Here is a 23,951-nt window from a genome sequence, read left to right on the forward strand (position 1 = left end):
CACAGGTCAACCTGTCCGCCCGGGCTACAGGCTCAGTTCCGGGCGCAGCCGGTCCATCGTCCACACCTGCTTGCCGCGGGCGGCGAGGGCGGTGAGGGCGAGGGCGCCCGCCGTGAAGGCGGTCAGGACCAGGCAGCCCTGCCAGACCGGGGCGAGGTCGCCGCCGGTGATGAGCCGGCGCAGGCTCTCGACCACGTAGGACATCGGCAGGTAGGGGTGGATGGCGTTGAAGAAGCCGGGGCTGGTCTGGACGGGGTAGGTGCCGCCCGCCGACGTGAGCTGGAGCATCAGGACGGCCAGGACCAGGATCCGGCCGGCCGCGCCGAACTTGGCGTTGAGCCACTGGACGATCGCGGCGAAGCAGCCGGTGACCAGCATCAGGAAGCCGACGGTGAGCGCGGGCCGGGCCATCTGCAGGCCGAGTCCCCAGTGGAGTACGGACATCAGTGCGCCCACCTGTGTGGCGCCGATCCCGGCCACCGGCAGCCAGCCCGCGAGGGCGATCCGCCAGGGCGAGGCTCCGGTGGCGAGCGCGCGCCGGTTCAGCGGTGCGATCAGCATGTAGGCGACCATCGCGCCGACCCAGAGGGAGAGCGGGATGAAGTACGGGGCGAAGCCGGTGCCGTAGTTGGGCGCCTTGTGCAGGGACTGGTTGGCGAGGCGTACCGGGTCCGCCATGACCTCGGTGCGGGCGTCGCGCTGCTGCTGGTCGTAGGCCGGGATCTTGCCCGCTCCGTCGTGCAGTCCGCCGGCGAGGTCGCCGTTGCCGTCGACGAGCTTGACCAGGCCGCCGTCGAGGTCGTGCGCGCCGGCACCGAGCTTGCCGACGCCCGCGCCGAGTGCGCCGGAGCCCTCGGTGGCGGAGCCGATGCCGGTGTGCAGCTTGACCATGCCGGCGGAGACCTTGTGGGCGCCGTCGTTGAGGGCGTTCACCTGGGTGACCGCGGCTTCCAGGTCCGCGGAGAGGCCGGGGGCCTTCGTGACGAGGAGGCGGGCTTCGCGCTCCAGGTCGGCGAGCTGCTTGTGGAGGGTGGCGAGGTCCCCCTTCGAGTTCCCCAGCAGGGTGTCCACGTCACCGGCGAGTTCGGCGGCCTCGGCCGCGTCGTCCTTGAGCCGCTTCAGCTGCGGGCAGGTCTCGGGGAGCGGCTTGGCGCCGGTGGTGCAGGTCTTCGCGTAGACGTCGGCGGCGCCGGTGGAGACGCGCCGGGTCACGGTCGCGGCGGCCGGGGCCGCCTTGGCGAAGGCTTCCAGGTGGTTGTCGACGACCTTGGCGGTGTCGGCGACGAGTTCGGCGCTGTCCGCGAGGCTCTTGGGGTCCTTGAGGAAGGGGCGGGCCTTGTCGGCGACGCCGCCGACCTTGTCGGCGAGCCGCTGGGTGCCGTCCGCAACGCCCTTCGAACCCGTTTCCAGCTGTCCGGCGGCCTCGTTCAGCTTCTTCAGGCCGCCGGTGAGCTCGCCGTTCTTCGCCTTCGCCGTGTCGAGCCCCTCGGCGAGGTCCTTGGCGCCCTTCTGCGCCTTGCCGGCGCCGTCGGTGAGCTTGTCGGCTCCGTCGGCGGCCTGCGCGGTCTTGTCGTGGAGGTCGGAGAAGTTGACGAAGATCTTGTCGAGGAAGCCGCGGGAGGCGTTGGTGGACGCCGCCGAGCGGACCTCGGAGAAGACGGTGCGCGAGATCGATCCGACGATGTAGTTGTTCGCGTCGTTGGTGCGGACCTGCAGGGCCCCGGTGGCGGGGTCCTCGCCGGAGCTGGAGGCGATCTTCGAGCTGAAGTCGGCGGGCATGGTGAGGGAGAGGTAGTACGTGCCGTTCTCCAGCCCCTCGGCCGCCTCCTCGGCGCTCACCTCGCGCCAGTCGAAGGTCTTGCTGTCGCGCAGCTTGCGGGTGATCTCGCCGCCGGCGTCGATCTGCTTCCCGTCGACGGTGGCGCCGCGGTCGGAGTTGACGAGGGCGACCGGCACCTTGTCGAGGCGGCTGTAGGGGTCCCAGAAGGACCACAGGTACAGGGCTCCGTAGAGCAGCGGCAGCAGGAGCAGCGCGACGAGGGCGGCCCGGGGCAGCTTCCCCCGCCCGAACCGCTTCAGCTCAAGCGCGGCCAGCTTCGGCGAGCGCATCGTCGTCCCCCTTCGTGTCGTGCGGGTCTTGGGCGACGGCAGGGATGCCGGGGCCGTCGGAGTCGGTGGTCGCGTCGGAGCCGTCCGAGTCGTCGGAGCCGTCCGAGTCGTGCGGGGCAGTGGTCTGCACGCCCCAGGTGACCTTGGAGTCCATGGGCCGGGGCACCGCGGCGGATTCCGCTGCCGAGGCGGTAACCGGGGCGTCTGCGGGGTCCGCGGCCGGTTCCGGGGACGGGCCCGTCTCGGGCGCCCCTGCCGGGTCGGTGGTGGTGGCCGGTTCCGGGCCCGTGCGCACGAGCGTGGCGTCGGAGGGGGCCTCGCTGCACACCGCGAGGACGGTGGTCCCGCGGGCGGCGAGGGAGCGCAGCAGGTCCCAGGCCTCAGCGCGTTCGGCGTCCGAGAGCTTGAGGTCCAGGTCGTCCAGGGCGAGCAGGCGGGGCGAGCCGAGCAGCGCGATGGCCACCGACAGCCGTACGGATTCCAGCCGTTCCAGGTCCCGTACGGAGGTGCGCGGCCCCTTCGGCAGGGTCTCGAGGTCGAGCCCGGCGGCGGCCAGCGCGTCGTCGATCCGGGCCGCCGTGGAGGTGCGGCGTTCGGCGCGCGGGCGCAGCAGGGCGCGGACGGGGCCGTCGTAGCGGCGCTGGAGCAGGGCGCCCTCGCGCAGTTGCTCGGCGACGGTGAGGGCCTGGTCGAGGTCGTTGACCCCGGGCACCGGGCCGAGGGCGGCGATGCGGCGGACCGCGGCCATCTTCTTCGGCAGCCGGTGGCGGCCGATCTCGGCGTGGCCCTCGGTGGGCTTCATCCGGCCGGTGAGGGCGAGGAGCAGGCAGGTCCGCCCGCTCCCGGAGGGGCCTTCGACCGCGATGAGCGAGCCGGGCGCCGCGTCGATCCCGATCCCCCGGAACACCCAGCCGCGCGGGCCCTTGACTCCGAAGTCCTCGGCTTTGACGGCCGCGCCGTGCGGGCTGTCCACGCCATCCCCCTTCTTTTGAACTGACCGGTCAGTTCAAAAACTAGCATCCCCGGTGGCATCGCCTGCGCACGGGGCGGCAGTTGCCGGGCCGCGACCCCGGCTTCGGGGACGAAACCGCTGGTCAGCGCGATTGTCAGTGGGTGCCGTCACGATGGGGACGTAAGAACGGCTCAACCCGCTCAAGCCGCTCGACCCGTAGGAGCTCCACCAGGCAGCGCGAAGCGCACGCGATGACAGGAGGTTCGTCATGGCCACACCGTCCCCGTCCCCTGTCCACCCCGTCCCCCGGAAGTCGGCGGCACCGCCCGCCGCCCTCGATCTGCTCACCAAGGCCCACGAGGGCCTGGCCGAAGCCGCCGTGCTGACCCGGCCCAACGAGCGGTACGCCACTGCCCATCTCGCCGCGCTGCGCACCGCCGCGGCCGTGCTCGCCGCGCGCGGGCGGCCCGAGCCGGTGCACCCCCGGCGCCGGCCGCGGATCCGCAGCGCGTGGGAGGTGCTCCCGGAGATAGCGCCCGAACTGACCGAGTGGAGCGCGCTCTTCGCCTCCGGAGCGGCCCGCCGGGCGCGGGCGGAAGCGGGCATAGCGGGAGCGGCCACCGGCCGGGACGCGGACGATCTGGTGCGTGCCGCCGCGATGTTCCTGCGGCTGGTGGAGCGGATGCTCTCGCTCCGCCCCCTGACGCCCCCGGGCCAGGCTCAGGGTCTGCCGCTCCCGCGTACGGAGCGTCCTGACGTGGGATGACCTGCCCGGCAGCGCGAGGCCATAGGGTGGGCAGCGACCGCTCACCAACGCGCCGAGGAGCCATCAGCCGTGTCGGACACTTCCCGCCCCCGCGCCTCCCTCCGCACCGCCGTGGTGTGGGAGGTTCTCAAGGAGGCGCTCGACCGCCGGGTGAAGGCGTCCGGGCGGGACGTGCTGGACGTGCTCGACACGGGTGGCGGCACCGGCAAGTTCGCCGTGCCGGTGGCCCGCCTCGGCCACCGGGTCACCGTGGTCGACCCGAGCCCCAACGCGCTGTTCGGTCTGGAGCGGCGGGTCGCCGAGGCCGGTGTGGCCGATCTGGTCCGCGGGGTGCAGGGCGACGCCCAGGGTCTGCTCGATGTCGTCGAGCGCGATTCCTACGACGTGGTGATCTGCCACGGCGTGCTGGAGTACGTGGACGACCCGGCCGAGGGCGTCGCCAACACCGTGGCCGCCCTGCGCCCCGGCGGCATCCTCAGCCTGCTCGGCGCCGGACTCGGCGGGGCCGTCCTGGCCCGCGCCCTGGCCGGGCACTTCACGGAGGCCCGTACGGCCCTGACCGACCCGGCCGGCCGCTGGGGCGCGGGCGACCCGGTCCCGCGCCGCTTCACCGCCGAGCAGCTCTCCGCCCTGGTCTCCGAGGCGGGTCTGTCCGTGGGCGCGGTGCATGGGGTCCGGATCTTCGCCGACCTCGTCCCGGGCGTCCTGGTCGACACCGAGCCGGGCGCCGTCGAGGCCCTGCTGCGGCTGGAAGAGGCCGCGGCAGAGCTGCCGGCCTTCCACGCGGTCGCCACGCAACTGCACGTCCTCGGCGAGAAGCCCGCCTGATCTGCGGGGCAGAGGGGGAACGCGGTGCGCCACTCACCCTCCGAACCGGGGTCGTGACCCGTATGATCGGGGTCAGCGACCGGCATGCCGAGCGGACCTCTGGGGAATAACGTCCTCAGTGAGCCGTTCAAGACGGCGCTGAGCATTCCCCAAGCGGTACTTTTTACGGGCAGTGTTTTTTTAGAACGTGGCGTAGAGGGCGGGTATCACGGGGGCGATTCCCCGCCTATCCTGAAGGGGACCCCTGGTCGCTACCCCCCGCGACCGACGGATGAGGAGGACTCCCGTGCCGCTCTCGGAGCACGAGCAGCGAATGCTCGAGCAGATGGAGCGAGCGCTGTACGCCGAAGATCCCAAATTCGCTACAGCGCTTGAGGGAAGCGGACTGCGCACGTATACCCGGCGACGGGTCTACCAGGCAGTCGCAGGCATTGTGGTGGGTATCGCGCTCCTCATGACCGGTGTGATCGTGCCGAACGTACTGTGGATCAGCGTGGTGGGATTCCTCGTCATGCTGGGATGCACAGTGCTCGTGGTCACCGGTTGGCGCAAGGCACCCAAGCCTGGTGAGCAACCCGCCTCCGGAAGTGCAGGCGGTTCGCCCCAAGGGCAGAACCGGCAGCGTCGGTCGATGATGGGCCGCATCGAGGAACGGTGGCAGCGCCGCCGTGACGAACAGGGGCAGTAGGCCCCACCGAACAGACTCGGGTGAGGGGACGGCCGCCGGAAGGCGGCCGTCCCTTCGCTGATTCCGCGCCGGATCACGGCTTCTGGGACATGATGACCAGATGAGTGAGCTCCCCCTGGTCTTCACCAGCGGCTGGGCCAGTGGGATCAACGCATACGCCGTGGTCCTCCTGCTCGGCATCTTCGGCCGGACCGGTCTGACCGACGAGGTCCCCGCGTCCCTGCAACGCACCGACGTGCTCATCGTCGCGGCCGCCCTCTTCCTCTGCGAGGCGGTCGCGGACAAGATCCCGTACGTGGACTCCCTCTGGGACACCGTCCACACCGTGATCCGCCCGGTGTCCGGAGCGGTGGTCGGCGCGCTGCTGGCGGGGCAGAGCGGCTCGCTCTCCGACATCACCGCCGGCGCGGTCGGCGGCTCCACCGCTCTGGCCAGCCATTTCGTCAAAGCCGGCACGCGCATGGCGATCAACACCTCGCCCGAGCCCTTCAGCAACGTCGTGATGAGCACCGCCGAGGACCTCGGCGTGGGCGGGATCGTCACCTTCGCGATGTTCAATCCCGAGGCCGCCGCGATCATCTGCGCCGTCCTGCTGATCATCGGACTCGCCCTGCTGATCTACCTCTGGGCCAAGATCCGCCGCTACCTGCGCCGCCGCGCCCAGCGCCGCGAGGAGAAGAGGCTCGCCGCCGAGGTCGCCCGGGTCGCTCGATAGGCTCAGCGGCATGGCACGAATTGCGGTGATCGGCGCCGGGATGGGCGCGATGGCGACGGCGGCACGGCTGGCCGTGGCCGGACATCAGGTGACGGTGTACGAGCGCGGGGCGACCTACGGCGGAGCCGTCGGCCGGTACGCCCGCGACGGCTTCGTCTTCGACACCGGTCCCGGGCTGGTGCACCTGCCCGCCGTCTACCGCGATCTGTTCGTCAAGACCGGCAAGCGCCCGCTGGAGGAGTGCGCGGAGCTGGTCCAGATCGACCCCGCCGTCCGCTACGTCCTCCCGGACGGCCGTACGCTCACCTTCCCCGGCGGCTCGCACGGCGGCGCCGCCGCCGCCGTCGACGCGGCCTTCGGGCCCGGCTCCGGGGACCGCTGGAGCGCGGTGCTGGGCCGTGCCCGGGACGCCTGGGACGCCACCCGCCGGCCGCTCCTGGAGGAGCCGCTGAAGCAGGACCGGTCGGCCCTGGGCCGCGATCCGTACCCCGCGCTGCGCGGGAGCGGACTGCTGCGCCGCCGGCCGCCGACCCTGGCCGAGGTGGCCGCCCGCGAGCTCGGCGGCGACGGCTTCGACGAGCTGCTCACCGCGCGCGTACGGGCGTACGGGGTCGATCCGGCGACCGCACCCGCCTCGGCGGCGGTGCTTCCCTACATGGAGCAGACCTTCGGCAGCTGGTACGTGCACGGCGGGGTCCGGGAGCTGGCCACCGCCGTGTACGAGCGGTGCCTGGAGCGGAAGGTCGCCTTCGAGTTCGGCGCCGAGGTGCGGGAGGTCCTCGTGCGCGAGGGCCGGGCGGCCGGGCTGGTGACGGCCGACGGCACCGAGGTCGCGGCCGACCACGTCGTGTGCGCCGCCGATCCCGGAGCGCTGCGGATCCCGCCCGGCGCGGACTGCGCGTCCACCCGTACGGCAGCGCCCGCCCGCTGGTACACCCTGTTCGCCGCGCTGCGCGGGGCCCGGGACGCCGGCGCCGCGCACCGCACGCTGCTGGGCCCGGTCACCGTGCTGCGCCCCGACGACCCGGCCACCCGGCCGGACGCGGAGCACGAGGCGGTCACCGTGCACGCGGTGCTGACCGGGGGTTCGGAGCCCGCCCCGTCCGCCGAGGACCTGCTGACGGCGGCCGCGCCGGCCGTCCCCGGGCTGCGGACACGGCTGCTGTGGCACGAGCTGCGCACCCCGGCCGACGTCGAGGCGGCCACGGGTGCGGTGGGCGGCCGGGTGCCCGCGCCCGCGCTGGCCGGGGCCGGGGGCCGACTGCTGCGCCCGGCGAACGCCACCGCCGTGCCCGGTCTGTATCTGGCGGGCGGCTGGGCGCACCCCGGCGGCGGACTGGCGCACGCCGGGATGACGGGGGCCCTGGTGGCCGGGCTGATCGTGGAGGGCGCGGACTTCCGCGGCTCCCGCTAGTCGGCCCGGGCGGCCGGGGGCCGGGGGCCGGGGGCCGGCTAGTAGCGGTACTGCTCGTAGTCGCCCGTGCCCTGGTACGGATACGGGTACGGCTGCTGCTGGTCTTCCGCCGGGTAGGGCTGGTTCACGTCGCGCTGCTGCGGGACCCAGACCCCGCCGGGCGGGGTGTCCATGGAGTACTGCTCCTGCTGCCCGGTCGTCGCGTAGGGGTCCGGGGCGTAGGCGTCGTACGGGGCCGCGTAGCCGTACGGCTGCTGCGGGGCGACGGCCCCGCCGGTGCCGATGTACGGGTCGGAGTAGGCGGCGTAGACCTGCTGCTCGCCGGGCGGCGGGTAGCCGGTGGTGTAGTCGTAGCCGCCCTGGGTCTGCGGGTCGTAGTACGCCGCGTACTGGTGGGCGTCCTGCTCGGCGGCCGGGGCGAACGGCGCGAAGGGGGAGGCGAAGGCGGAGGTCTCGCCGGGCACCCCGTACGGGCCCGGTTCGCCGGCGGCGGCCGGCTGCCCGGGGTGGAACCCCTGGACCTGTTCCCGCGCGTCGCCCCCGGTGAACGCACCGGAATCCTCGTCGGGACCGTCGGCGTACTTGTCGTACTCGTCTTCGTCCCCGGCCCGGTCGGGCCCGTACTCCAGGGCCGTGACCTCCAGGGCCGGCTCCGGGCGGGGTGCGCCCCCGGACCGACGGCGCCGGCTCTGCGGGAGCTCGGGCTCGGGGGCCTTGCCCCGGCGCAGCGCCCAGCCGGACACGAAGCCCTTGCGGAAGGAGAGGGTCACCAGCGTCTGGCCGATCGCGAACGCGACGGCGCCGGCCCCGATGACGAGCACCGACGGCAGCACGACACCTGCGACCACGCCGACGAACCCGGCGAAGGCGAGCAGGCGCCAGCGCAGCCGGGCCTTGTACTGCATCAGGACCTCGGCAAGCAGCCACAGCGCGACGAAACCGAACGCGATGTAGAGGACCGTCATTCCCATGCGGGGCCCCTCTCGGTACGGCCGCACGCCCGGGGGGAGCGGTACGGCCGGTCAGGCCCGCTGGTGCAGGCCCAAGTTCTCGTAGATCTCGAGCGTCGCCGTGGAATTGTTCAGCGTGATGAAGTGCAGCCCCGGGACACCCTCGGACAGCAGCCGCGCGCAGAACTCCGTGGCGAACTCGATGCCAATGGAGCGTACAGCGGCCGCGTCGTCCTTGACCGCGAGCATGCGCTCTTTCACAGCCGCGGGGAAGACTGCGTTGGTGAGCTGGGGCAGTCGGTCGAACTGCTTGATGCCCACAACAGGCATGACCTCGGGGATGATCGGGGTGTCGCAGCCCGCCTTCGCGACGCTGTCGCGCATCCGGAGGTAGTGCTCCGGATCGAAGAACATCTGTGTGATCGCATAGTCGGCGCCCGCGCGGCACTTGTCCACGAAGTGCCGGATGTCCGTGTCCCAGTCCGTGGAGCGCGGGTGCATCTCGGGGAAGGCCGCGACACCGACGCAGAAGTCGCCGGACTCCTTGACCAGCCGGACCAGGTCCGCCGCGTAGTGCACGCCCTCGGGGTGCGGCACCCACTCGCCCATGGGGTTGCCGGGCGGGTCTCCGCGCACGACGAGCATGTTCCGGATGCCCGCGTCGGCGAACTGTCCGATGACGTTGCGCAGCTCCGCGATCGAGTGGTCGACGGCCGTGAGGTGCGCGACCGGGGTCAGCGTGGTGTCCGCGGCGATCTGCTCGGTGGCACGGACGGTGCCGCCGCGGGTGGAGCCGCCGGCTCCGTAGGTGACGGACACGAAGCTCGGGGCCACCGCCTCGACCCGGCGGAGCGCGTTCCAGAGGTTGCGCTCCCCCTTCTCCGTCTTGGGGGCCCAGAACTCGAAGGAGTACGAGCGCCCGGACGCGATGAGGTCGCGGACCGTGTGTGCACGGTCCGACCAGGTGGAAGAGGTACCAAGGGCCATACGGGGAGGTTAGACGCGGTCCGGTGTCCATCGAAGCGCTGTCCACGGATTGGACGCGGAAATGAGACGACGGGTCGGCACGGGCGGGCGGCACGGGCCGCCCGGGCCTCCCGCGGGCCTGCTAGCCGAGCCGGGCGCGGACGCGCTTGGCGAGGTCGGCGGCGGCGGCGCCGGGGTCGGATGCCTCGGTGAGGGCCCGTACGACCACGACGCGCGAGGCGCCGGCGTCCAGAACCTCGTCCAGGTTCCCCGCGTCGATCCCGCCGATGGCGAACCACGGCCGGTCCTGGGTGAGGGAGGCCGCGTGCCGGACGAGGCCGAGGCCGGGGGCGAAGCGGCCGGGCTTGGTGGGGGTGGGCCAGCAGGGGCCGGTGCAGAAGTAGTCCACGCCGGGCTCGGCGGCGGCCGCGTCGACCTCCGCCTCGGAGTGGCAGGAGCGGCCGATCAGGACCTTGCCGGGCTCGGCGGCGGCCGCGTCGACCTCCGCCTCGGAGTGGCAGGAGCGGCCGATCAGGACCTTCCGGCCCAGGATGGCGCGGGCGGCGGGCACCGGGATGTCGCCCTGCCCGAGGTGCAGCACGTCCGAGCCGATGGCGTGCGCGACGTCGGCCCGGTCGTTGACGGCGAGCAGCTTGCCGTGGCGGCGGGCCGCTTCGGCGAAGACCTGGAGGTGTTCCAGCTCCTCGCCCGCCTCCATGCCCTTGTCGCGGAGCTGGACGATGTCCACGCCGCCGGCGAGGACCGCGTCCAGGAACTCGGGGAGGTCGCCCTGCCGCTTGCGGGCGTCCGTGCACAGGTAGAGCCGGGCATCGGACAGCTGGGCGGCGAGCGCGGACATGGGTACCCCCGGGTGGTGTGTGTCGTACGTGCATACGTACGCGGTGGGCGGGCCCCGGCCGGGACCCGCCCACCGCGCTTGAGGCGGAGTCAGCTCAGATGGCGAGCGCCTGAGCGCGGCGCTTCACCTCCGTGCCGCGATTCTCGCTCAGTGCCTGCACGGGGGTGCCGGGCAGGGTGTCGTCGGCGGTGAAGAGCCACTCCAGGATCTCCGCGTCGGTGAAGCGGTCGTCGCGCAGGACGGTCAGCAGACCGGCCAGGCCCTTGACGATCTTGTCTCCGTCGATGAAGGCCGCGGGGACCTGGAGGGAGCGGTTCTCGCCGCGGCGCACCGCGAGCAGCTGACCTTCCTTGACCAGCTGGCGAACCTTGGTCACTTCGATGTCGAGCATCTCCGCGATGTCGGGGAGGTACAGCCAGGCGGGAACAAGGGCATCGATCTTTGCGTCAATCTCGGTCACGAGCACAAGCCTGCCATCTCGGACTCGCTGCCGGTACCCGAGCGACCCCGTCCGGGGCGTGGACCCCGTGGCCGGGGCCGGAAACAGGGCCGGCTACGAGGCCCGCGCGCGGCCCCAGCCGGCCCCCGGGCCGGGTCCGGGGTCCTGGCGCGCAGCCCCGGCACGGGCCCGGGCGCAGCCTGGCGGGACGGGTCCGGACAGAGCCCGGGGGCCAGGGGCGAAGCCCCGGGACGGGTCCGGGCAGAGCCCGGGGAACGGGCGAAGGGCGGGTAGGGGACTTCGCCCGCAGGGCCGGGATCGGGGCCCGGCCCGGCCGGGCCGGGCCGGGCCGGGCCCCGCCGGGGCTGGTGGCCCCGGCGGGGGCCGGACCCGACTCCGCCGGGACCGGGCTTGCGGTCAGGCCAGGGGGGCCGACTTCAGTGCGGTCCCCGGGTCCGCGACCTTCGCCGGGTCGACCAGGGCGCCCGACTCGATGAGGCGCCGCCCCTGCGCCAGGTCGCGCGGCCTCCCCACCGCGAGGACCGCCGCCAGCCGGCCCTCCCGCAGCCAGCACACCGACCAGGTGTCGTCCGCCGGGTCGCCGCGCCACACCATCGCGTCCGCGGAGCCGTGGTGGCCCGCGTACTGCACGAAGCGGCCGAACTGCTCCGACCAGAAGTACGGCACCGGGTCGTAGACCTGCTCCCCGGAGCCCCCGGCCACGATGTCCGCCGCGACCACCCGCGGTCCCTGGAGCGCGTTGTCCCAGTGGTGCACCAGCAGCCGGGACCCGTAGCGCCCCGACGGGAAGGAGGCGCAGTCCCCCACCGCGTACACCCCGGGCACCGAGGTGCGCAGCCACTCGTCGGCGGCCACCGCCCCGTCCGCGCCGAGTTCCACGCCGGACCCCGCCAGCCATCCGGTGGCCGGCCGGGCGCCGACGCCCACCACCACCGCCCCGGCCGGCAGGGCCCGCCCGTCGGCCAGCAGGACCCGGCCCGGCTCCACGGAAGCCACCCGCGCGCCGGTCAGCAGCTCGGCGCCCGCCTGGGCGTACCAGCGGCCCATCGGCTCGGCGACCTCCGCGGGCAGCGCGCCCGCCAGCACCCGGTCGGCCGCCTCGACCACCGTCACGGCGCAGCCCGCCTCGCGGGCGGCGGTGGCGAACTCCGCGCCGATCCACCCGGCCCCGACCACCACCACCGCCGTGCCGGCCGCCAGGACGGGCCGCAGCCGGGCCGCGTCGTCCAGGGTGCGCAGCAGGTGCACCCCCGGGACGCCCTCCGCGCCGGGCAGGGTCAGCGGGAGGGCTCCGGTCGCCAGTACGAGGACCTCGTACGGGACCGGGCCGCCTTCGGTGTCCACCTCCCGGTCCGCGGCCCGCAGTCCGGTGACCTCGACCCCCAGGCGGAGCTCGATGCCGAGCTCCTCGAAGTCGACGTCGAAGGCCGAGTCCTCCGCCTTGCCGAGGAGCACCGCCTTGGACAGCGGGGGCCGGTCGTAGGGCTGGTGGGGTTCGGCTCCCAGCAGGGTGACGGGGCCGGTCCAGCCCTGCTCCCGGAGGGCGACCGCGGTCTGGACCCCGGCCATCCCGGCACCGACGATCACCACGCCGCGCCGGGTGTCTTCCGCCCGCTGCCCCTGCTGCTTCTGCTGTTGCGTCTGCTCGCTCACCCGGCCCAGCCTAATCAACTGACGGTCCGTCAGGAATAGTGGATGCCGACCTGCCGGGACCGGGGCGGACACCGCCGCCGGGGAGGCAGCCTTACCGGCCGTCGGCCACACCGTTACTCTGGCACGGAACCTATCGCGGGAGTCCGGGCGCACCGGGCTGAGAGGGAGGCTGGCCGGCCTCCGACCGTACGAACCTGATCCGGGTCATGCCGGCGAAGGGAGGGGCTGGACGCCCATGCATTCATCCAGGAACGGCCGGAGTCCCGGCCACGACGTCCTCGTCATCGGGGGCGGCATCATCGGCCTGGTCACCGCCTGGCGGGCGGCCCGGCGCGGGCTGCGCACCGCACTGGCCGACCCGGCCCCCGGCGGCGGCGCCGCCCAGGTCGCGGCCGGCATGCTGGCCCCCGTCACCGAGCTGCACTACGGCGAGGAGCCCCTCCTCGGGCTGGGCCTCGCCTCCGCCGCCCGCTACCCCGCGTTCGCCGCCGAACTCGCCGAAGCCAGCGGCGGCATGGACATCGGCTACCGCGCCTGCGGCACCCTCGCCGTCGCCCTCGACGCCGACGACCGGCTGCACCTGCGCGAACTGCACGCCCTCCAGCGCCGCTGCGGCCTGGAGTCCGAGTGGCTGACCGGCCGCGAGTGCCGCCGTCTGGAACCGATGCTGGCCCCGGGCGTACGCGGCGGCCTGCGCGTGGACGGCGACCACCAGGTCGACCCCCGCCGCCTCGCGGCCGCCCTGCTGGCCGCCTGCGAACGGGCCGGGGTCACCCTGCACCGCGCCGGGGCGGCCCGGCTGCTGACCGCCGCCGACCGGGCCTGCGGCGCGGTCCTCGACGACGCGGACGGTACGGAGCTGCGCGCCGACCAGGTGGTGCTGGCCGCGGGCTCGCTCAGCGGCCGGCTGGACGGCGTACCGCCCGAGGCGGTGGCGCCCGTACGGCCGGTGAAGGGTCAGGTGCTGCGCCTCGCGGTGCCGCCGTCGTACGCCCCGTTCCTGTCGCGGACCGTACGGGCCGTGGTGCGCGGCAGCCACGTCTACCTGGTCCCCCGCGAGAACGGCGAACTCGTCGTCGGCGCCACCAGCGAGGAACTCGGCTGGGACACCACCGTCACCGCGGGCGGGGTCTACGAACTCCTGCGCGACGCCCACGAACTGGTACCCGGGATCACCGAACTCCCCCTCGTGGAGACCCGGGCCGGGCTGCGCCCCGGATCACCGGACAACGCCCCGCTCCTCGGCCCGACCGAACTCCCGGGCCTGCACCTGGCCACCGGGCACTACCGCAACGGCGTCCTGCTCACCCCTCTCACGGGGGACGTGATGGCGGACCTCCTCACCACCGGCGAACTGCCGGAGATCGCCCGCCCCTTCACCCCGCGCCGCTTCACCCACACCCCCGCTCCCACCCCCACCCTCACGCGACAGGAGTCGTTCGCATGACCATTTCCGTCAACGGCGAGCCGCGCGAGATCGCGGACGGGACCATGCTCGCCACCGTGGTCGCCACCCTCACCGAGGCCACCAAGGGGGTCGCCGCCGCCCTCAACGAGACCGTGGTCCCGCGCGGCCAGTGGCCGTACACCTCCGTGACCGACGGCGACCGCGTCGAGGTCCTCACCGCGGTCCAGGGAGGCTGACCACATGGCGGACGACCTCTTCACCCTGGGCGGCCGGACCTTCTCCTCACGCCTGATCATGGGCACCGGCGGGGCTCCCAGCCTGGACATCCTGGAACGGGCGCTGGTCGCGTCCGGCACCGAACTCACCACGGTCGCGATGCGGCGCCTCGACCCGACGGTCCAGGGATCGGTCCTCTCCGTCCTGAACCGCCTGGGCATCGCTGTCCTCCCCAACACCGCGGGCTGCTTCACGGCCGGCGAGGCCGTCCTGACGGCACGCCTCGCACGGGAGGCCCTCGGCACGGACTGGATCAAACTGGAGGTCGTCGCGGACGAGCGCACCCTCCTGCCGGACGGGGTCGAACTGCTCGACGCGGCCGAGATCCTGGTCGACGAGGGCTTCACGGTCCTCCCGTACACGAACGACGACCCGGTCCTCGCCCGCAAACTGGAGGACGTCGGCTGCGCCGCGATCATGCCGCTCGGCTCCCCCATCGGCTCCGGCATGGGCATCCGCAACCCGCACAACTTCGAGCTGATCACCGAGCGGGCCGGGGTCCCCGTCATCCTGGACGCGGGCGCCGGAACGGCCTCGGACGTGGCCCTGGCCATGGAACTGGGCTGCGCGGCGGTCATGCTCGCCTCGGCGGTGACCCGGGCGCAGCTCCCCGTCCTGATGGCCGCGGCCATGCGGGACGCGGTCTCGGCGGGCCGCCTGGCCCACCGTGCGGGCCGCATCCCCCAACGCCGCTTCGCGGAAGCCTCCTCCCCGACGGAAGGCCGAGCCACCCTGGACCCGGAACGCCCGGCGTTCTGAGGGGAAGGGGCGGGACGGGGTCCGGCCGGAGGCTTCGCGAGGTTTGGGGTTGGTCAGAGAGACAGGGATGGGCCCAACAGGGAGGCGCGACCAAACTCCGCAAGGCCCACCCCGAGCCCGGGCGCCCATGAGCCGCCCGGGCCGACGGCGAGCGCATCAGATCGCTCCACGCATCCCACGGCTCAGCGACTGACCGCCGTCCGGTCGGTCCCGAGGGAGGCGGGTGGGCAGCCACCGGGCCGGGGTGGAGCGCGAGGGGGCGAGGGCACCCGCGCACGGAGGCCCGTACCGCCCCGCGTCACAGCTGCGCTGCAACCCCCACCGCCCGGGACTGCGCCGCGCGAGGCCCTCGTAGAATCGCCGGGTGGACACGACCCTGGATGACCCCCTCGTCGGGCAGACGCTCGACGGCCGCTACCGCGTGGACGCCCGCATCGCGGCCGGCGGCATGGCCACGGTCTACCGGGCCGTCGACACCCGGCTGGACCGGGTCCTCGCGCTGAAGGTGATGCACCCGGCCCTCGCCGCCGACCCCGGCTTCGTCGACCGGTTCATCCGCGAGGCGAAGTCCGTGGCCCGGCTGGCGCACCCCAACGTCGTGGCCGTGTTCGACCAGGGCACGCACGGCCCGTACACGTACCTCGCCATGGAGTACGTGTCCGGCTGCACCCTGCGCGACGTGCTCAGGGAGCGCGGGGCGCTCCAGCCCCGTGCGGCCCTCGACATCCTCGAACCGGTGCTCGCCGCCCTCGGCGCCGCGCACCGCGCCGGGTTCGTGCACCGGGACATGAAGCCCGAGAACGTGCTGATCGGCGACGACGGCCGGGTCAAGGTGGCCGACTTCGGGCTGGTCCGGTCCGTCGACTCCGTCACGAACACCACCGGGTCCGTCCTCGGCACCGTCTCCTACCTGGCCCCCGAGCAGATCGAGAACGGCGTCACCGACACCCGCGTGGACGTCTACGCCTGCGGGGTCGTCTTCTACGAGATGCTCACCGGCTCCAAGCCGCACACCGGCTCCAACCCCGCCCAGGTGCTCTACCAGCACCTCAACGAGGACGTCCCGCCGCCGTCGGCCGCCGTCCCCGGGCTGCCCGTCGCGCTCGACGAGCTCGTCGCCCAGGCCACCGCGCGCCACCCCGATCTGCGCCCCTACGACGCGGCCGCCCTCCTCGGGCTGGCCATAGGGGCCCGCGCCCAGCTCACCGACTCCGAGCTGGACGCCGTCCCGCCGCAGGCCCGGGCCGGGGAGCGGACCGCCGCGGAGGACCGTACGAGCGTGATCCCCCGCCCGGTGACCGTGCGGGCCGACAACGTCCCGCACGCCTCGCACGCCGAGCCCGTCTCCCACACCTCCCGGCTCGCGGCTCCGCCGCTGCCCCCGGCGCCGGCCGCCTCGCGGATCCGGCGCCCCGGGGCGCTGCTCGTCGTCCTGGGTGTCCTGCTCTTCCTCGGCCTCGGTACGGGGGTCTGGTACATCAGCTCCGGCCAGTTCACGAAGGTCCCGAACCTGCTCGGCAAGACCGAGGCCGAGGCCAAGTCCCAGCTGTCGGCGGCCGGGCTCGGGGTCAAGCGGGTCGACCGGAAGTTCAGCGCGGCCTTCGACAAGGGGACCGTGATGAACACCGACCCCGCTGGCGGCAAGCGCATCCGCGGCAACGGCGCCGTGACGCTCACCATCTCGCGCGGGCCCGAGGTCGTCATGGTTCCCGACCTCAAGGGCAAGCCCCTGGAGGCCGCGAAGGCCGAGCTGAAGTCGGCCGGCCTGACGCCGGGCGCCGTCACGCAGGCCTTCAGTCAGGACATCGCGCAGGGCTCGGTGATCAGCACCGACCCGACGGGCGGGCAGAAGCGGTCCCTCGACACCCTGGTCGCGATGGTGGTCAGCAAGGGCCGCCCGGTGCCGGTCCCGCGCGTCACGGGCACCTCCCTCGACCAGGCCCGTTCCACCCTGGAGGGCCTCGGCCTGAAGGTGGAGACGACCCCCGAGGAGGTCAATTCCCCCTCCCCCGCCGGTACGGTCGCCAACCAGTCGATCAGCGCCGGCAGCCAGGCCGCCGCGGGCGACACGGTCACCCTGACCGTGTCCAAGGGCCCCCGCCAGATCCCCGTCCCGGACGTCACCGGCCAGGAGGTCGACGCGGCCCGCACGACCCTGGAAGGGCTGGGCTTCAAGGTCAAGGTCGACAAGCCCTTCCTCTCCTTCAGCAACACCGTCGACTCCCAGTCGGTCCCCGCGGGCCAGAACGCCCCCGAGGGCAGCACGATCACCATCAGGACCAAGGGGCTGTAACAGCACGCCATGAACAACAATTCAACGGTCCGCAATCCAGTGGGCGGGCACGTGCCCGTCGCGGGCGGGCTGGCCTCGGTCGGGCTGGCGTACGCCCGCGAGATGGGTGCCGAGGCCGTGCAGGTCTTCGTCGCCAATCCGCGCGGCTGGGCCACTCCGCTCGGCAATCCGGCCCAGGACGAGCTGTTCCGCGAGGTCTGCGCGGCCGAGGGGATTCCGGCGTACGTCCACGCGCCGTACCTGATCAACTTCGGCTCGCACACCGAAGCCACCGCCCTGAAGTCCGTGGAATCGCTGCGGCACTCGCTGCGCCGGGCCCGGGCGATCGGCGCGCTCGGGGTGGTCGTGCACACCGGCTCGGCGACCGGGGGCCGGCCGCGCGAAGCGGCGTACGCGCAGGTCAGGGAGCACATGCTGCCGCTGCTGGACGAGCTGACGCATGACGACGACCCCTTCCTGCTGCTGGAGTCCACGGCCGGGCAGGGCTCCTCGCTGTGCTCGACCGCCGAGGAGTTCGGCCCGTACTTCGACGCCCTCGACCGTCATCCGATGCTCGGGATCTGCCTCGACACCTGCCACATCTTCGCGGCCGGGCACGATCTGGCCGAGCCGGGCGGGACGAAGCAGACGCTGGACCTGCTGGTGGACACGGTGGGCGAGGGCCGGCTGAAGCTGGTGCACGCCAACGACTCCAAGGAGGGCGTGGGCGCCCACAAGGACCGGCACGCGCAGATCGGTCAGGGGCACATCGGCCGGGACGCCTTCGCCGAGCTGTTCACGCACCCGGCGATGGAGGGCGTACCGCTGATCATCGAGACGCCCGGCGGCAAGGAAGGGCACGCGGCGGACGTGGCGCTACTGAAGGAGCTCCGAGCGCTCGGCTGACCCATTGAGGAATACCCCGGGGGGGTATACGGTTCTGTCGTATCGACCGACAGAGCCGCTATCCGGCGTTCCTCTCCAGGGGGTTCTCATGGAACACGCGCACGAGCAGCAGCACGAGCAGCACGGCCACGGCCACCCCGCCGCTGCCGGTGCCGGCAAGGTCACCTGGGCCGCCGCCGCGCAGGCCACGCTCCACTGCCTCACCGGGTGCGCCATCGGCGAGGTGCTCGGCATGGTCATCGGCACCGCGCTCGGCTGGGGGAACGCCCCGACGATGGTCCTCGCGATCGCCCTCGCGTTCTTCTTCGGCTACGCGCTCACCCTGCGCGGGATCCGCGCCGCCGGCCTGGACTTCCGTACGGCCATTCGGGTGGCGTTGGCGGCGGACACCCTGTCGATCGCCGTCATGGAACTGATCGACAACGGGGTGATCCTGCTCTGGCCCGGAGCCATGGACGCGATGCTGTCGGACGCGCTCTTCTGGGCGGCGCTCGGGATCGCGCTCGCGGTGGCCTTCGTCGTCACGACTCCGGTCAACAAGTGGATGATCGGCCGCGGCAAGGGTCACGCGGTGGTCCACCGGTACCACCACTGAGCCACCGAACCGATGAGCTACTGCTACAGCTCGGGGCCGTCGCCCGGCTCCTCCTGGTAGGAGTAGCGCTGCTCACGCCAGGGGTCGCCGATGTTGTGGTAGCCGCGCTCCTCCCAGAAGCCGCGGCGGTCGGCGGTCATGTACTCGATGCCGCGGACCCACTTGGGGCCCTTCCAGGCATAGAGGTGCGGTACGACCAGGCGGAGCGGGAAACCGTGCTCGGCGGTGAGCAGTTCACCGCCCTGGTGGGTGGCGAAGACGGTCCGCTCGGAGGCGAAGTCCGCGAGGCGCAAGTTGGAGCTGAAGCCGTACTCGGCCCACACCATCACGTGCGTGACCTGCGGGGACGGCGGAGCGAGGGCGAGGACCGTGCGGGCGAGCACGCCGCCCCATTCGGCGCCGGTCATGCTGAACTTCGTCACGCAGTGCAGGTCGGCCTCGACGGTTTCGAACGGCAGGGCCGCGAACTCCTCGTGGTTCCAGCAGTGCTTCTCACCGTCGGCCGTCGCGCCGAAGACGCGGAACTCCCAGCGCTCGGGCTTGAACTTGGGTACGGGCCCGTAGTGGGTGACCGGCCAGCCTCGCTGCAGCCTCTGCCCCGGGGGAAGCTCCAGTTGCTCTGATCCCGGAGATTCCCGGCTTTCCGGCTGACCCATGTCTCCATGGTGACAGACTTGGCGGGGTGGTCATGACCAGCTTCGCCCGGATTCGGGCAAGTCGCGGTAACTCCCACTAAGGAGGCACTTACTGGACGGCCTCCTGCGGCGGTGCAAGGATGCGCGCACCTGCCCCGTCACATTGCTGACATTGCTTGGAAGGAGCCTCTGCGATGCAGGGCGACCCCGAGGTCCTCGAGTTTCTCAACGAGCAGCTGACCGGCGAACTTACGGCCATCAACCAGTACTGGCTCCACTACCGGATCCAGGACAACAAGGGCTGGACGAAGCTCGCCAAGTACACGCGTGAAGAGTCCATCGATGAGATGAAGCACGCGGACAAGATCACCGAGCGCATCCTGATGCTCGACGGTCTGCCGAACTACCAGCGCCTCTTCCACGTCCGCGTGGGCCAGACGCTGACGGAGATGTTCCAGGCCGACCGGCAGGTCGAGGTCGAGGCGATCGACCGCCTCAAGCGCGGTATCGAGGTCATGCGCGGCAAGGGTGACGTCACCTCGGCGCGGCTCTTCGAGGAGATCCTCGAGGACGAGGAGCACCACATCGACTACCTCGACACCCAGCTGGAGCTGATCGAGTCCATCGGCGAGGCGCTCTACATCGCGCAGCTCATCGAGCAGCCGAGCTAGTCCGCACGCCACAGGCCGTGCGCCCTAAGCCGTCCGGGGCGGCCTACGCGGCTTCGGCGAGCTCCGCACCCGCGGGCACCAGCGGGTCGGCGGCAAGCACGGCGGCGGCGTCGCCCTTCTCCAGCAGCTCGCGACGCGGGCAGGCTCCGCGGCCGAGGAGGCCCTGGATGGTCCGCACGCAGGACCCGCAGTCGGTGCCGGCCTTGGTGGCCGAGGCGATCTGCCGGGGGGTGCAGGCCCCGGCGGCCGCGTGGTCCTTGACCTGCTTGTCGGTGATCCCGAAACAAGAGCAGACGTACACGCGGTTCACCTCCCTGTCCGGAACGGGTCGACCACCTCTCCCCGCATTCGGTGAGGCTTACCTAACCGTACCCAAACTTAGGGTTCCCTAAAAGACCCGGGTACGACGATGGGGCGCGGATCACATTCGATCCGCGCCCCATCGTCACGAGGTGCTCACACTGCGCCGACGTCTACTGGTCGCGGTACATCTCGGCGACCAGGAACGCCAGGTCCAGGGACTGGCTGCGGTTGAGGCGCGGGTCGCAGGCCGTCTCGTAGCGCTGGTGCAGGTCGTCGACGAAGATCTCGTCGCCGCCGCCCACGCACTCGGTGACGTCGTCACCGGTGAGCTCGACGTGGATGCCGCCCGGGTGGGTGCCGAGGCCCTTGTGGACCTCGAAGAAGCCCTTGACCTCGTCGAGCACGTCGTCGAAGCGACGCGTCTTGTGGCCGGAGGCCGCCTCGAAGGTGTTGCCGTGCATCGGGTCGGTGACCCAGCCCACGGTCGCGCCGGAGGCGGTGACCTTCTCGACCAGCTCGGGGAGCTTGTCGCGGACCTTGTCGGCGCCCATGCGGACGACGAAGGTCAGCCGGCCCGGCTCGCGCTCGGGGTCGAGGCGGTCGATGTAGGTGAGCGCCTCGTCCACCGTGGTGGTGGGGCCGAGCTTGATGCCGATCGGGTTGGCGATCTGCGAGCAGAACTCGATGTGCGCGTGGTCGAGCTGGCGGGTGCGCTCACCGATCCAGACCATGTGGCCCGAGGTGTCGTACAGCCGGCCGGTGCGGGAGTCCGTGCGGGTGAGGGCGCCCTCGTAGTCGAGGAGCAGCGCCTCGTGGGAGGCGTAGAACTCGACGGCCTTGAACTCCGCCGGGTCGGTGCCACAGGCCTTCATGAAGTTCAGGGCGTTGTCGATCTCCCGCGCGAGCTGCTCGTAGCGCTGCCCGGACGGGGAGTTCTTCACGAAGTCCTGGTTCCAGGCGTGCACCTGGCGCAGGTCGGCGTAGCCACCGGTGGTGAAGGCGCGCACCAGGTTCAGCGTGGAGGCCGACGCGTGGTACATGCGCTTGAGGCGCTCGGGGTCCGGGACGCGGGACTCCTCCGTGAAGGCGAAGCCGTTCACGGAGTCGCCGCGGTAGGTCGGCAGGGTGATGCCGTCGCGGGTCTCGGTGTCCTTGGAGCGCGGCTTGGAGTACTGGCCCGCGATGCGGCCGACCTTGACGACCGGCACGGAGGCCGCGTACGTCAGGACGGCACTCATCTGGAGCAGCGTCTTCAGCTTGGCGCGGATGTGGTCGGCGGAGACGGCATCGAAGGCCTCGGCGCAGTCGCCACCCTGCAGCAGGAACGCCTCGCCCTTGGCGACGGCTCCCAGACGGGCGCGCAGCTGGTCGCATTCACCCGCGAAAACGAGGGGAGGATACGACTCGAGGTCCGCGACGACAGCGCGCAGGGCCTCGGCATCGGGGTACGAAGGCTGCTGCGCCGCGGGAAGGTCTCGCCAGGTCGCCTTGGAGGCGGGGGCTTGGGTTTCAGCGTTCACGGTCACCCCACACACATTACGGCGTCACACCCCGTCTCCCGGTCGAGGACCACTACGTGAGACGGATGTCTCTCACTGTGTTACTCACGCGTTCACATCTCTTCGCCGGACCGGTGGGCTAGGCTGGGAGCATGCTCGCGCACTCGAACCAGAACTGGTGGTGGCCCGCTCCCGGCGGCCCACTTCTCGCGCGTACCTGAAGACACGAGCGACACGAAGGCCGCCCCGAGGGGCGGCCTTCCGCGTTTGTGAGTCGACACAGCCGCTGGAAACCCGGGCCGTCCCACCCTCCGACACCGGATAGGACGCCCACACCATGCACCACTCCACGCACCAGCCCCAGCACCCGCTCCTGAGCCGCCTGCTCGACGACTCCTGCCCGCCCTTCGCGCTGCTGCGCCGCCGCACCCCCGGCCGCGATCACGACACCGTCGAGGTGCTGATCGGCCCGGTCCACGAGGCCGGGCAGCTGGCCGACCTGCCCGTCGGCGAGCGGCCCACCCTGGCGCTCGTCCCCTTCCGCCAGATGCGCGAGCGCGGGTTCGACGTACGGGACGACGGCACGCCGCTGAGCGTGCTGGTCGCCGAGGAGACGTACGAGATCCCGCTCGCCGAGGCACTGGCCGCGCTGCCGTCCCACGCGGTACGGGTCGACGACGGCGGCTTCGACGTCCCCGACGAGGAGTACGCGGACACCGTCCGGCGGGTCATCGAGGACGAGATCGGCCGGGGCGAGGGCGCGAACTTCGTCATCCGGCGCACCTACCGGGGCCGGATCGAGGGCTTCGGCCTCGCCGACGCCCTGGCGCTGTTCCGGCGGCTGCTGGAGGGCGAGCGGGGCGCGTACTGGACGTACGTGGTCCACACCGGGGACCGCACCCTGGTCGGGGCCAGCCCCGAGGTGCACGTGCGGATGACCGGGGGCACGGTCGTGATGAACCCGATCAGCGGTACGTACCGGTATCCGGCCGGCGGGCCGACGGCCGGGTCCCTCCTCGCCTTCCTCGAGGACCGCAAGGAGACCGAGGAGCTGTCCATGGTGGTGGACGAGGAGCTCAAGATGATGTGCACGGTCGGGGACATGGGCGGGGTGGTCGTCGGCCCCCGCCTCAAGGAGATGGCGCACCTCGCGCACACCGAGTACGAGCTGCGCGGCCGGTCCTCGCTGGACGTGCGCGAGGTGCTGAAGGAGACGATGTTCGCGGCGACGGTGACCGGATCGCCGGTGCAGAACGCCTGCCGGGTCATCGAGCGGTACGAGACGGGCGGCCGCGGCTACTACGCGGGCGCGCTGGCCCTGCTGGGCGTCGACGCCTCGGGCGCCCAGACCCTCGACTCCCCCATCCTCATCCGGACGGCCGACATCGCGCCGGACGGCGCGCTGCGGGTGCCCGTCGGTGCCACCCTCGTACGGCACTCCGACCCGGCGGGCGAGGTGGCGGAGACGCACGCGAAGGCGGCCGGGGTGCTGGCGGCGCTGGGGGTGCGCCCGGCGGCGGTACGGCCCTCCTTCTCCGGTCCGCGGCTGGCCGACGACCCCCGGGTCCAGGCGGCCCTGGCCGCACGCCGCGAGGACCTGGCGCCGTTCTGGCTGCGGATGCGGGAGCGGCCGGCGGAGGTGACGGGACACGCGCTGGTGGTGGACGGGGAGGACACCTTCACCTCGATGCTCCGCCACGTCCTGCGGGTGGCCGGGCTGGAGGTGACCGTACGCCGCTACGACGACCCGGGGCTGCGGGCGGCCGCCCTGGCCTGGGACGGGCCGATCGTGCTCGGCCCCGGCCCGGGCGACCCGGGGGACTTCGGCGACCCGAAGATCCGCATGATGCGCGAGCTGACGGCGAAACTCCTGGCCTCGCACCGGGGCGGCCTGCTCGGGGTCTGCCTCAGCCACCAGCTGCTCGCCGCCGAACTGGGGCTCCCGCTGGTCCGCAAGGTGGAGCCGGCGCAGGGGGCGCAGACGCGGATCCCGCTGTTCGGCGCCGAGGAGGTCGTCGGCTTCTACAACACATACGCGGCGCACTGCTCGGCGGAGCGTGAGCGGTCCCTGGCCCTGCGGGGCATCGAGGTCTCCCGCGACCCCGCCACGGGCGAGGTGCACGCCCTGCGCTCGGCCTCCGGCGGCTTCGCGGGGGTCCAGTTCCACCCGGAGTCGGTCCTGACCCTGCGCGGCACGGACCTGGTCCGCGACCTGATCGCCGGAGTCCGCACGGCCGCCCGGACGTAGCCGCTTCCCGTCCCCGCCG

General features: G+C 72.6%; 23 protein-coding genes and 1 riboswitch. Of the genes, 13 read left to right on the forward strand and 10 right to left on the reverse strand.

Going from position 1 to position 23,951, the window contains the following annotated elements; translation table 11 throughout:
* Positions 1-24: 24 nt before the first annotated feature.
* Both OG435_RS13695 and OG435_RS13700 read right to left on the reverse strand, forming a co-directional pair.
* Positions 25-2,109 carry a YhgE/Pip domain-containing protein gene (locus tag OG435_RS13695; RefSeq protein ID WP_266877098.1) on the reverse strand — a complete coding sequence of 695 codons (2,085 nt, stop codon included), beginning with the start codon at positions 2,107-2,109 and terminating at the stop codon, positions 25-27.
* Positions 2,081-3,082 (reverse strand): ATP-binding cassette domain-containing protein, encoded by a 1,002-nt coding sequence (locus OG435_RS13700; protein WP_266877099.1) that lies wholly within the window; start codon positions 3,080-3,082, stop codon positions 2,081-2,083. Before OG435_RS13700 ends, OG435_RS13695 begins: the two co-directional genes overlap by 29 nt.
* Positions 3,083-3,329: 247 nt before the next feature.
* Here OG435_RS13700 and OG435_RS13705 point away from each other — a divergent pair, with 247 nt between their 5' ends.
* From OG435_RS13705 to OG435_RS13725, 5 genes are all read left to right on the forward strand, one after another.
* A complete protein-coding gene (locus OG435_RS13705) occupies positions 3,330-3,827 on the forward strand; it encodes an SAV_6107 family HEPN domain-containing protein (RefSeq protein ID WP_266877100.1) in 498 nt (165 codons plus the stop codon).
* A 69-nt stretch (positions 3,828-3,896) separates the two neighbouring features.
* Positions 3,897-4,655 carry a class I SAM-dependent methyltransferase gene (locus OG435_RS13710; protein WP_266877101.1) on the forward strand — a complete coding sequence of 253 codons (759 nt, stop codon included), beginning with the start codon at positions 3,897-3,899 and terminating at the stop codon, positions 4,653-4,655.
* 286 nt (positions 4,656-4,941) lie between these two features.
* Positions 4,942-5,343, forward strand: a complete 402-nt coding sequence (locus OG435_RS13715) for a DUF3040 domain-containing protein (protein WP_266877102.1) — start codon at positions 4,942-4,944, stop codon at positions 5,341-5,343.
* A gap of 100 nt (positions 5,344-5,443) precedes the next feature.
* Positions 5,444-6,058: a DUF4126 domain-containing protein gene (locus tag OG435_RS13720; protein WP_266877103.1), complete on the forward strand. Its 615-nt coding sequence runs from the start codon at positions 5,444-5,446 to the stop codon at positions 6,056-6,058.
* Positions 6,059-6,068: 10 nt separating this feature from the next.
* The gene (locus tag OG435_RS13725) at positions 6,069-7,472 is read left to right on the forward strand and encodes a phytoene desaturase family protein (RefSeq protein ID WP_266877104.1); all 1,404 of its coding nucleotides are present in this window, start codon (positions 6,069-6,071) and stop codon (positions 7,470-7,472) included.
* Positions 7,473-7,510: 38 nt separating this feature from the next.
* On the opposite strand, the gene OG435_RS13730 is transcribed toward OG435_RS13725, so the two are convergent.
* The 5 genes from OG435_RS13730 to OG435_RS13750 form a co-directional block, all read right to left on the reverse strand.
* The gene (locus OG435_RS13730; protein WP_266877105.1) at positions 7,511-8,443 is read right to left on the reverse strand and encodes a hypothetical protein; all 933 of its coding nucleotides are present in this window, start codon (positions 8,441-8,443) and stop codon (positions 7,511-7,513) included.
* A 51-nt stretch (positions 8,444-8,494) separates the two neighbouring features.
* Positions 8,495-9,409 (reverse strand): methylenetetrahydrofolate reductase [NAD(P)H], encoded by a 915-nt coding sequence (gene metF / locus OG435_RS13735; protein WP_266877106.1) that lies wholly within the window; start codon positions 9,407-9,409, stop codon positions 8,495-8,497.
* A 121-nt stretch (positions 9,410-9,530) separates the two neighbouring features.
* Positions 9,531-10,247 carry a thiamine phosphate synthase gene (locus tag OG435_RS13740; RefSeq protein ID WP_266877108.1) on the reverse strand — a complete coding sequence of 239 codons (717 nt, stop codon included), beginning with the start codon at positions 10,245-10,247 and terminating at the stop codon, positions 9,531-9,533.
* 94 nt (positions 10,248-10,341) lie between these two features.
* Positions 10,342-10,707 carry an Rv2175c family DNA-binding protein gene (locus tag OG435_RS13745; RefSeq protein ID WP_266877109.1) on the reverse strand — a complete coding sequence of 122 codons (366 nt, stop codon included), beginning with the start codon at positions 10,705-10,707 and terminating at the stop codon, positions 10,342-10,344.
* Positions 10,708-11,103: 396 nt separating this feature from the next.
* Positions 11,104-12,360: an NAD(P)/FAD-dependent oxidoreductase gene (locus tag OG435_RS13750; protein WP_430625627.1), complete on the reverse strand. Its 1,257-nt coding sequence runs from the start codon at positions 12,358-12,360 to the stop codon at positions 11,104-11,106.
* Positions 12,361-12,485: 125 nt separating this feature from the next.
* A riboswitch (TPP riboswitch) is annotated at positions 12,486-12,598 on the forward strand.
* Between OG435_RS13750 and thiO the strand changes: the two genes are divergently transcribed.
* The 6 genes from thiO (at position 12,596) to OG435_RS13780 (ending at position 18,576) form a co-directional block, all read left to right on the forward strand.
* Entirely contained in the window at positions 12,596-13,807 is a 1,212-nt protein-coding gene (thiO, locus tag OG435_RS13755; RefSeq protein WP_266877110.1) for a glycine oxidase ThiO, read from the forward strand. It overlaps the preceding riboswitch by 3 nt.
* Positions 13,804-14,004, forward strand: coding sequence for a sulfur carrier protein ThiS (thiS, locus tag OG435_RS13760; protein ID WP_243330100.1), 201 nt, complete (start codon positions 13,804-13,806; stop codon positions 14,002-14,004). The genes thiO and thiS overlap by 4 nt, the downstream gene beginning before the upstream one ends.
* Before the next feature lie 4 nt (positions 14,005-14,008).
* On the forward strand, positions 14,009-14,803 hold the full coding sequence (locus OG435_RS13765; RefSeq protein ID WP_266877111.1) for a thiazole synthase: 795 nt from the start codon (positions 14,009-14,011) through the stop codon (positions 14,801-14,803).
* A gap of 364 nt (positions 14,804-15,167) precedes the next feature.
* A complete protein-coding gene (pknB, locus tag OG435_RS13770; RefSeq protein WP_266877112.1) occupies positions 15,168-17,096 on the forward strand; it encodes a Stk1 family PASTA domain-containing Ser/Thr kinase in 1,929 nt (642 codons plus the stop codon).
* A gap of 9 nt (positions 17,097-17,105) precedes the next feature.
* Entirely contained in the window at positions 17,106-17,981 is an 876-nt protein-coding gene (locus tag OG435_RS13775) for a deoxyribonuclease IV (protein WP_266877113.1), read from the forward strand.
* An 88-nt stretch (positions 17,982-18,069) separates the two neighbouring features.
* A complete protein-coding gene (locus OG435_RS13780; RefSeq protein WP_266877114.1) occupies positions 18,070-18,576 on the forward strand; it encodes a DUF4396 domain-containing protein in 507 nt (168 codons plus the stop codon).
* Positions 18,577-18,599: 23 nt separating this feature from the next.
* Here the strand turns inward: OG435_RS13780 and OG435_RS13785 are convergent, their stop codons facing one another.
* A complete protein-coding gene (locus OG435_RS13785; RefSeq protein ID WP_266877115.1) occupies positions 18,600-19,232 on the reverse strand; it encodes a sulfite oxidase-like oxidoreductase in 633 nt (210 codons plus the stop codon).
* A 173-nt stretch (positions 19,233-19,405) separates the two neighbouring features.
* On the opposite strand from OG435_RS13785, the gene bfr reads away from it, so the two are divergent.
* Entirely contained in the window at positions 19,406-19,882 is a 477-nt protein-coding gene (gene bfr, locus OG435_RS13790) for a bacterioferritin (protein ID WP_112446344.1), read from the forward strand.
* 43 nt (positions 19,883-19,925) lie between these two features.
* On the opposite strand, the gene OG435_RS13795 is transcribed toward bfr, so the two are convergent.
* The gene (locus OG435_RS13795; protein ID WP_266877117.1) at positions 19,926-20,192 is read right to left on the reverse strand and encodes a (2Fe-2S)-binding protein; all 267 of its coding nucleotides are present in this window, start codon (positions 20,190-20,192) and stop codon (positions 19,926-19,928) included.
* A 163-nt stretch (positions 20,193-20,355) separates the two neighbouring features.
* On the reverse strand, positions 20,356-21,720 hold the full coding sequence (locus OG435_RS13800; RefSeq protein ID WP_430625628.1) for a class II 3-deoxy-7-phosphoheptulonate synthase: 1,365 nt from the start codon (positions 21,718-21,720) through the stop codon (positions 20,356-20,358).
* 301 nt (positions 21,721-22,021) lie between these two features.
* On the opposite strand from OG435_RS13800, the gene OG435_RS13805 reads away from it, so the two are divergent.
* Positions 22,022-23,932, forward strand: a complete 1,911-nt coding sequence (locus OG435_RS13805; RefSeq protein WP_266877119.1) for an anthranilate synthase family protein — start codon at positions 22,022-22,024, stop codon at positions 23,930-23,932.
* Positions 23,933-23,951: the final 19 nt, after the last annotated feature.

Source organism: Streptomyces sp. NBC_01264, from assembly GCF_026340675.1.
GTDB lineage: Bacteria > Actinomycetota > Actinomycetes > Streptomycetales > Streptomycetaceae > Streptomyces.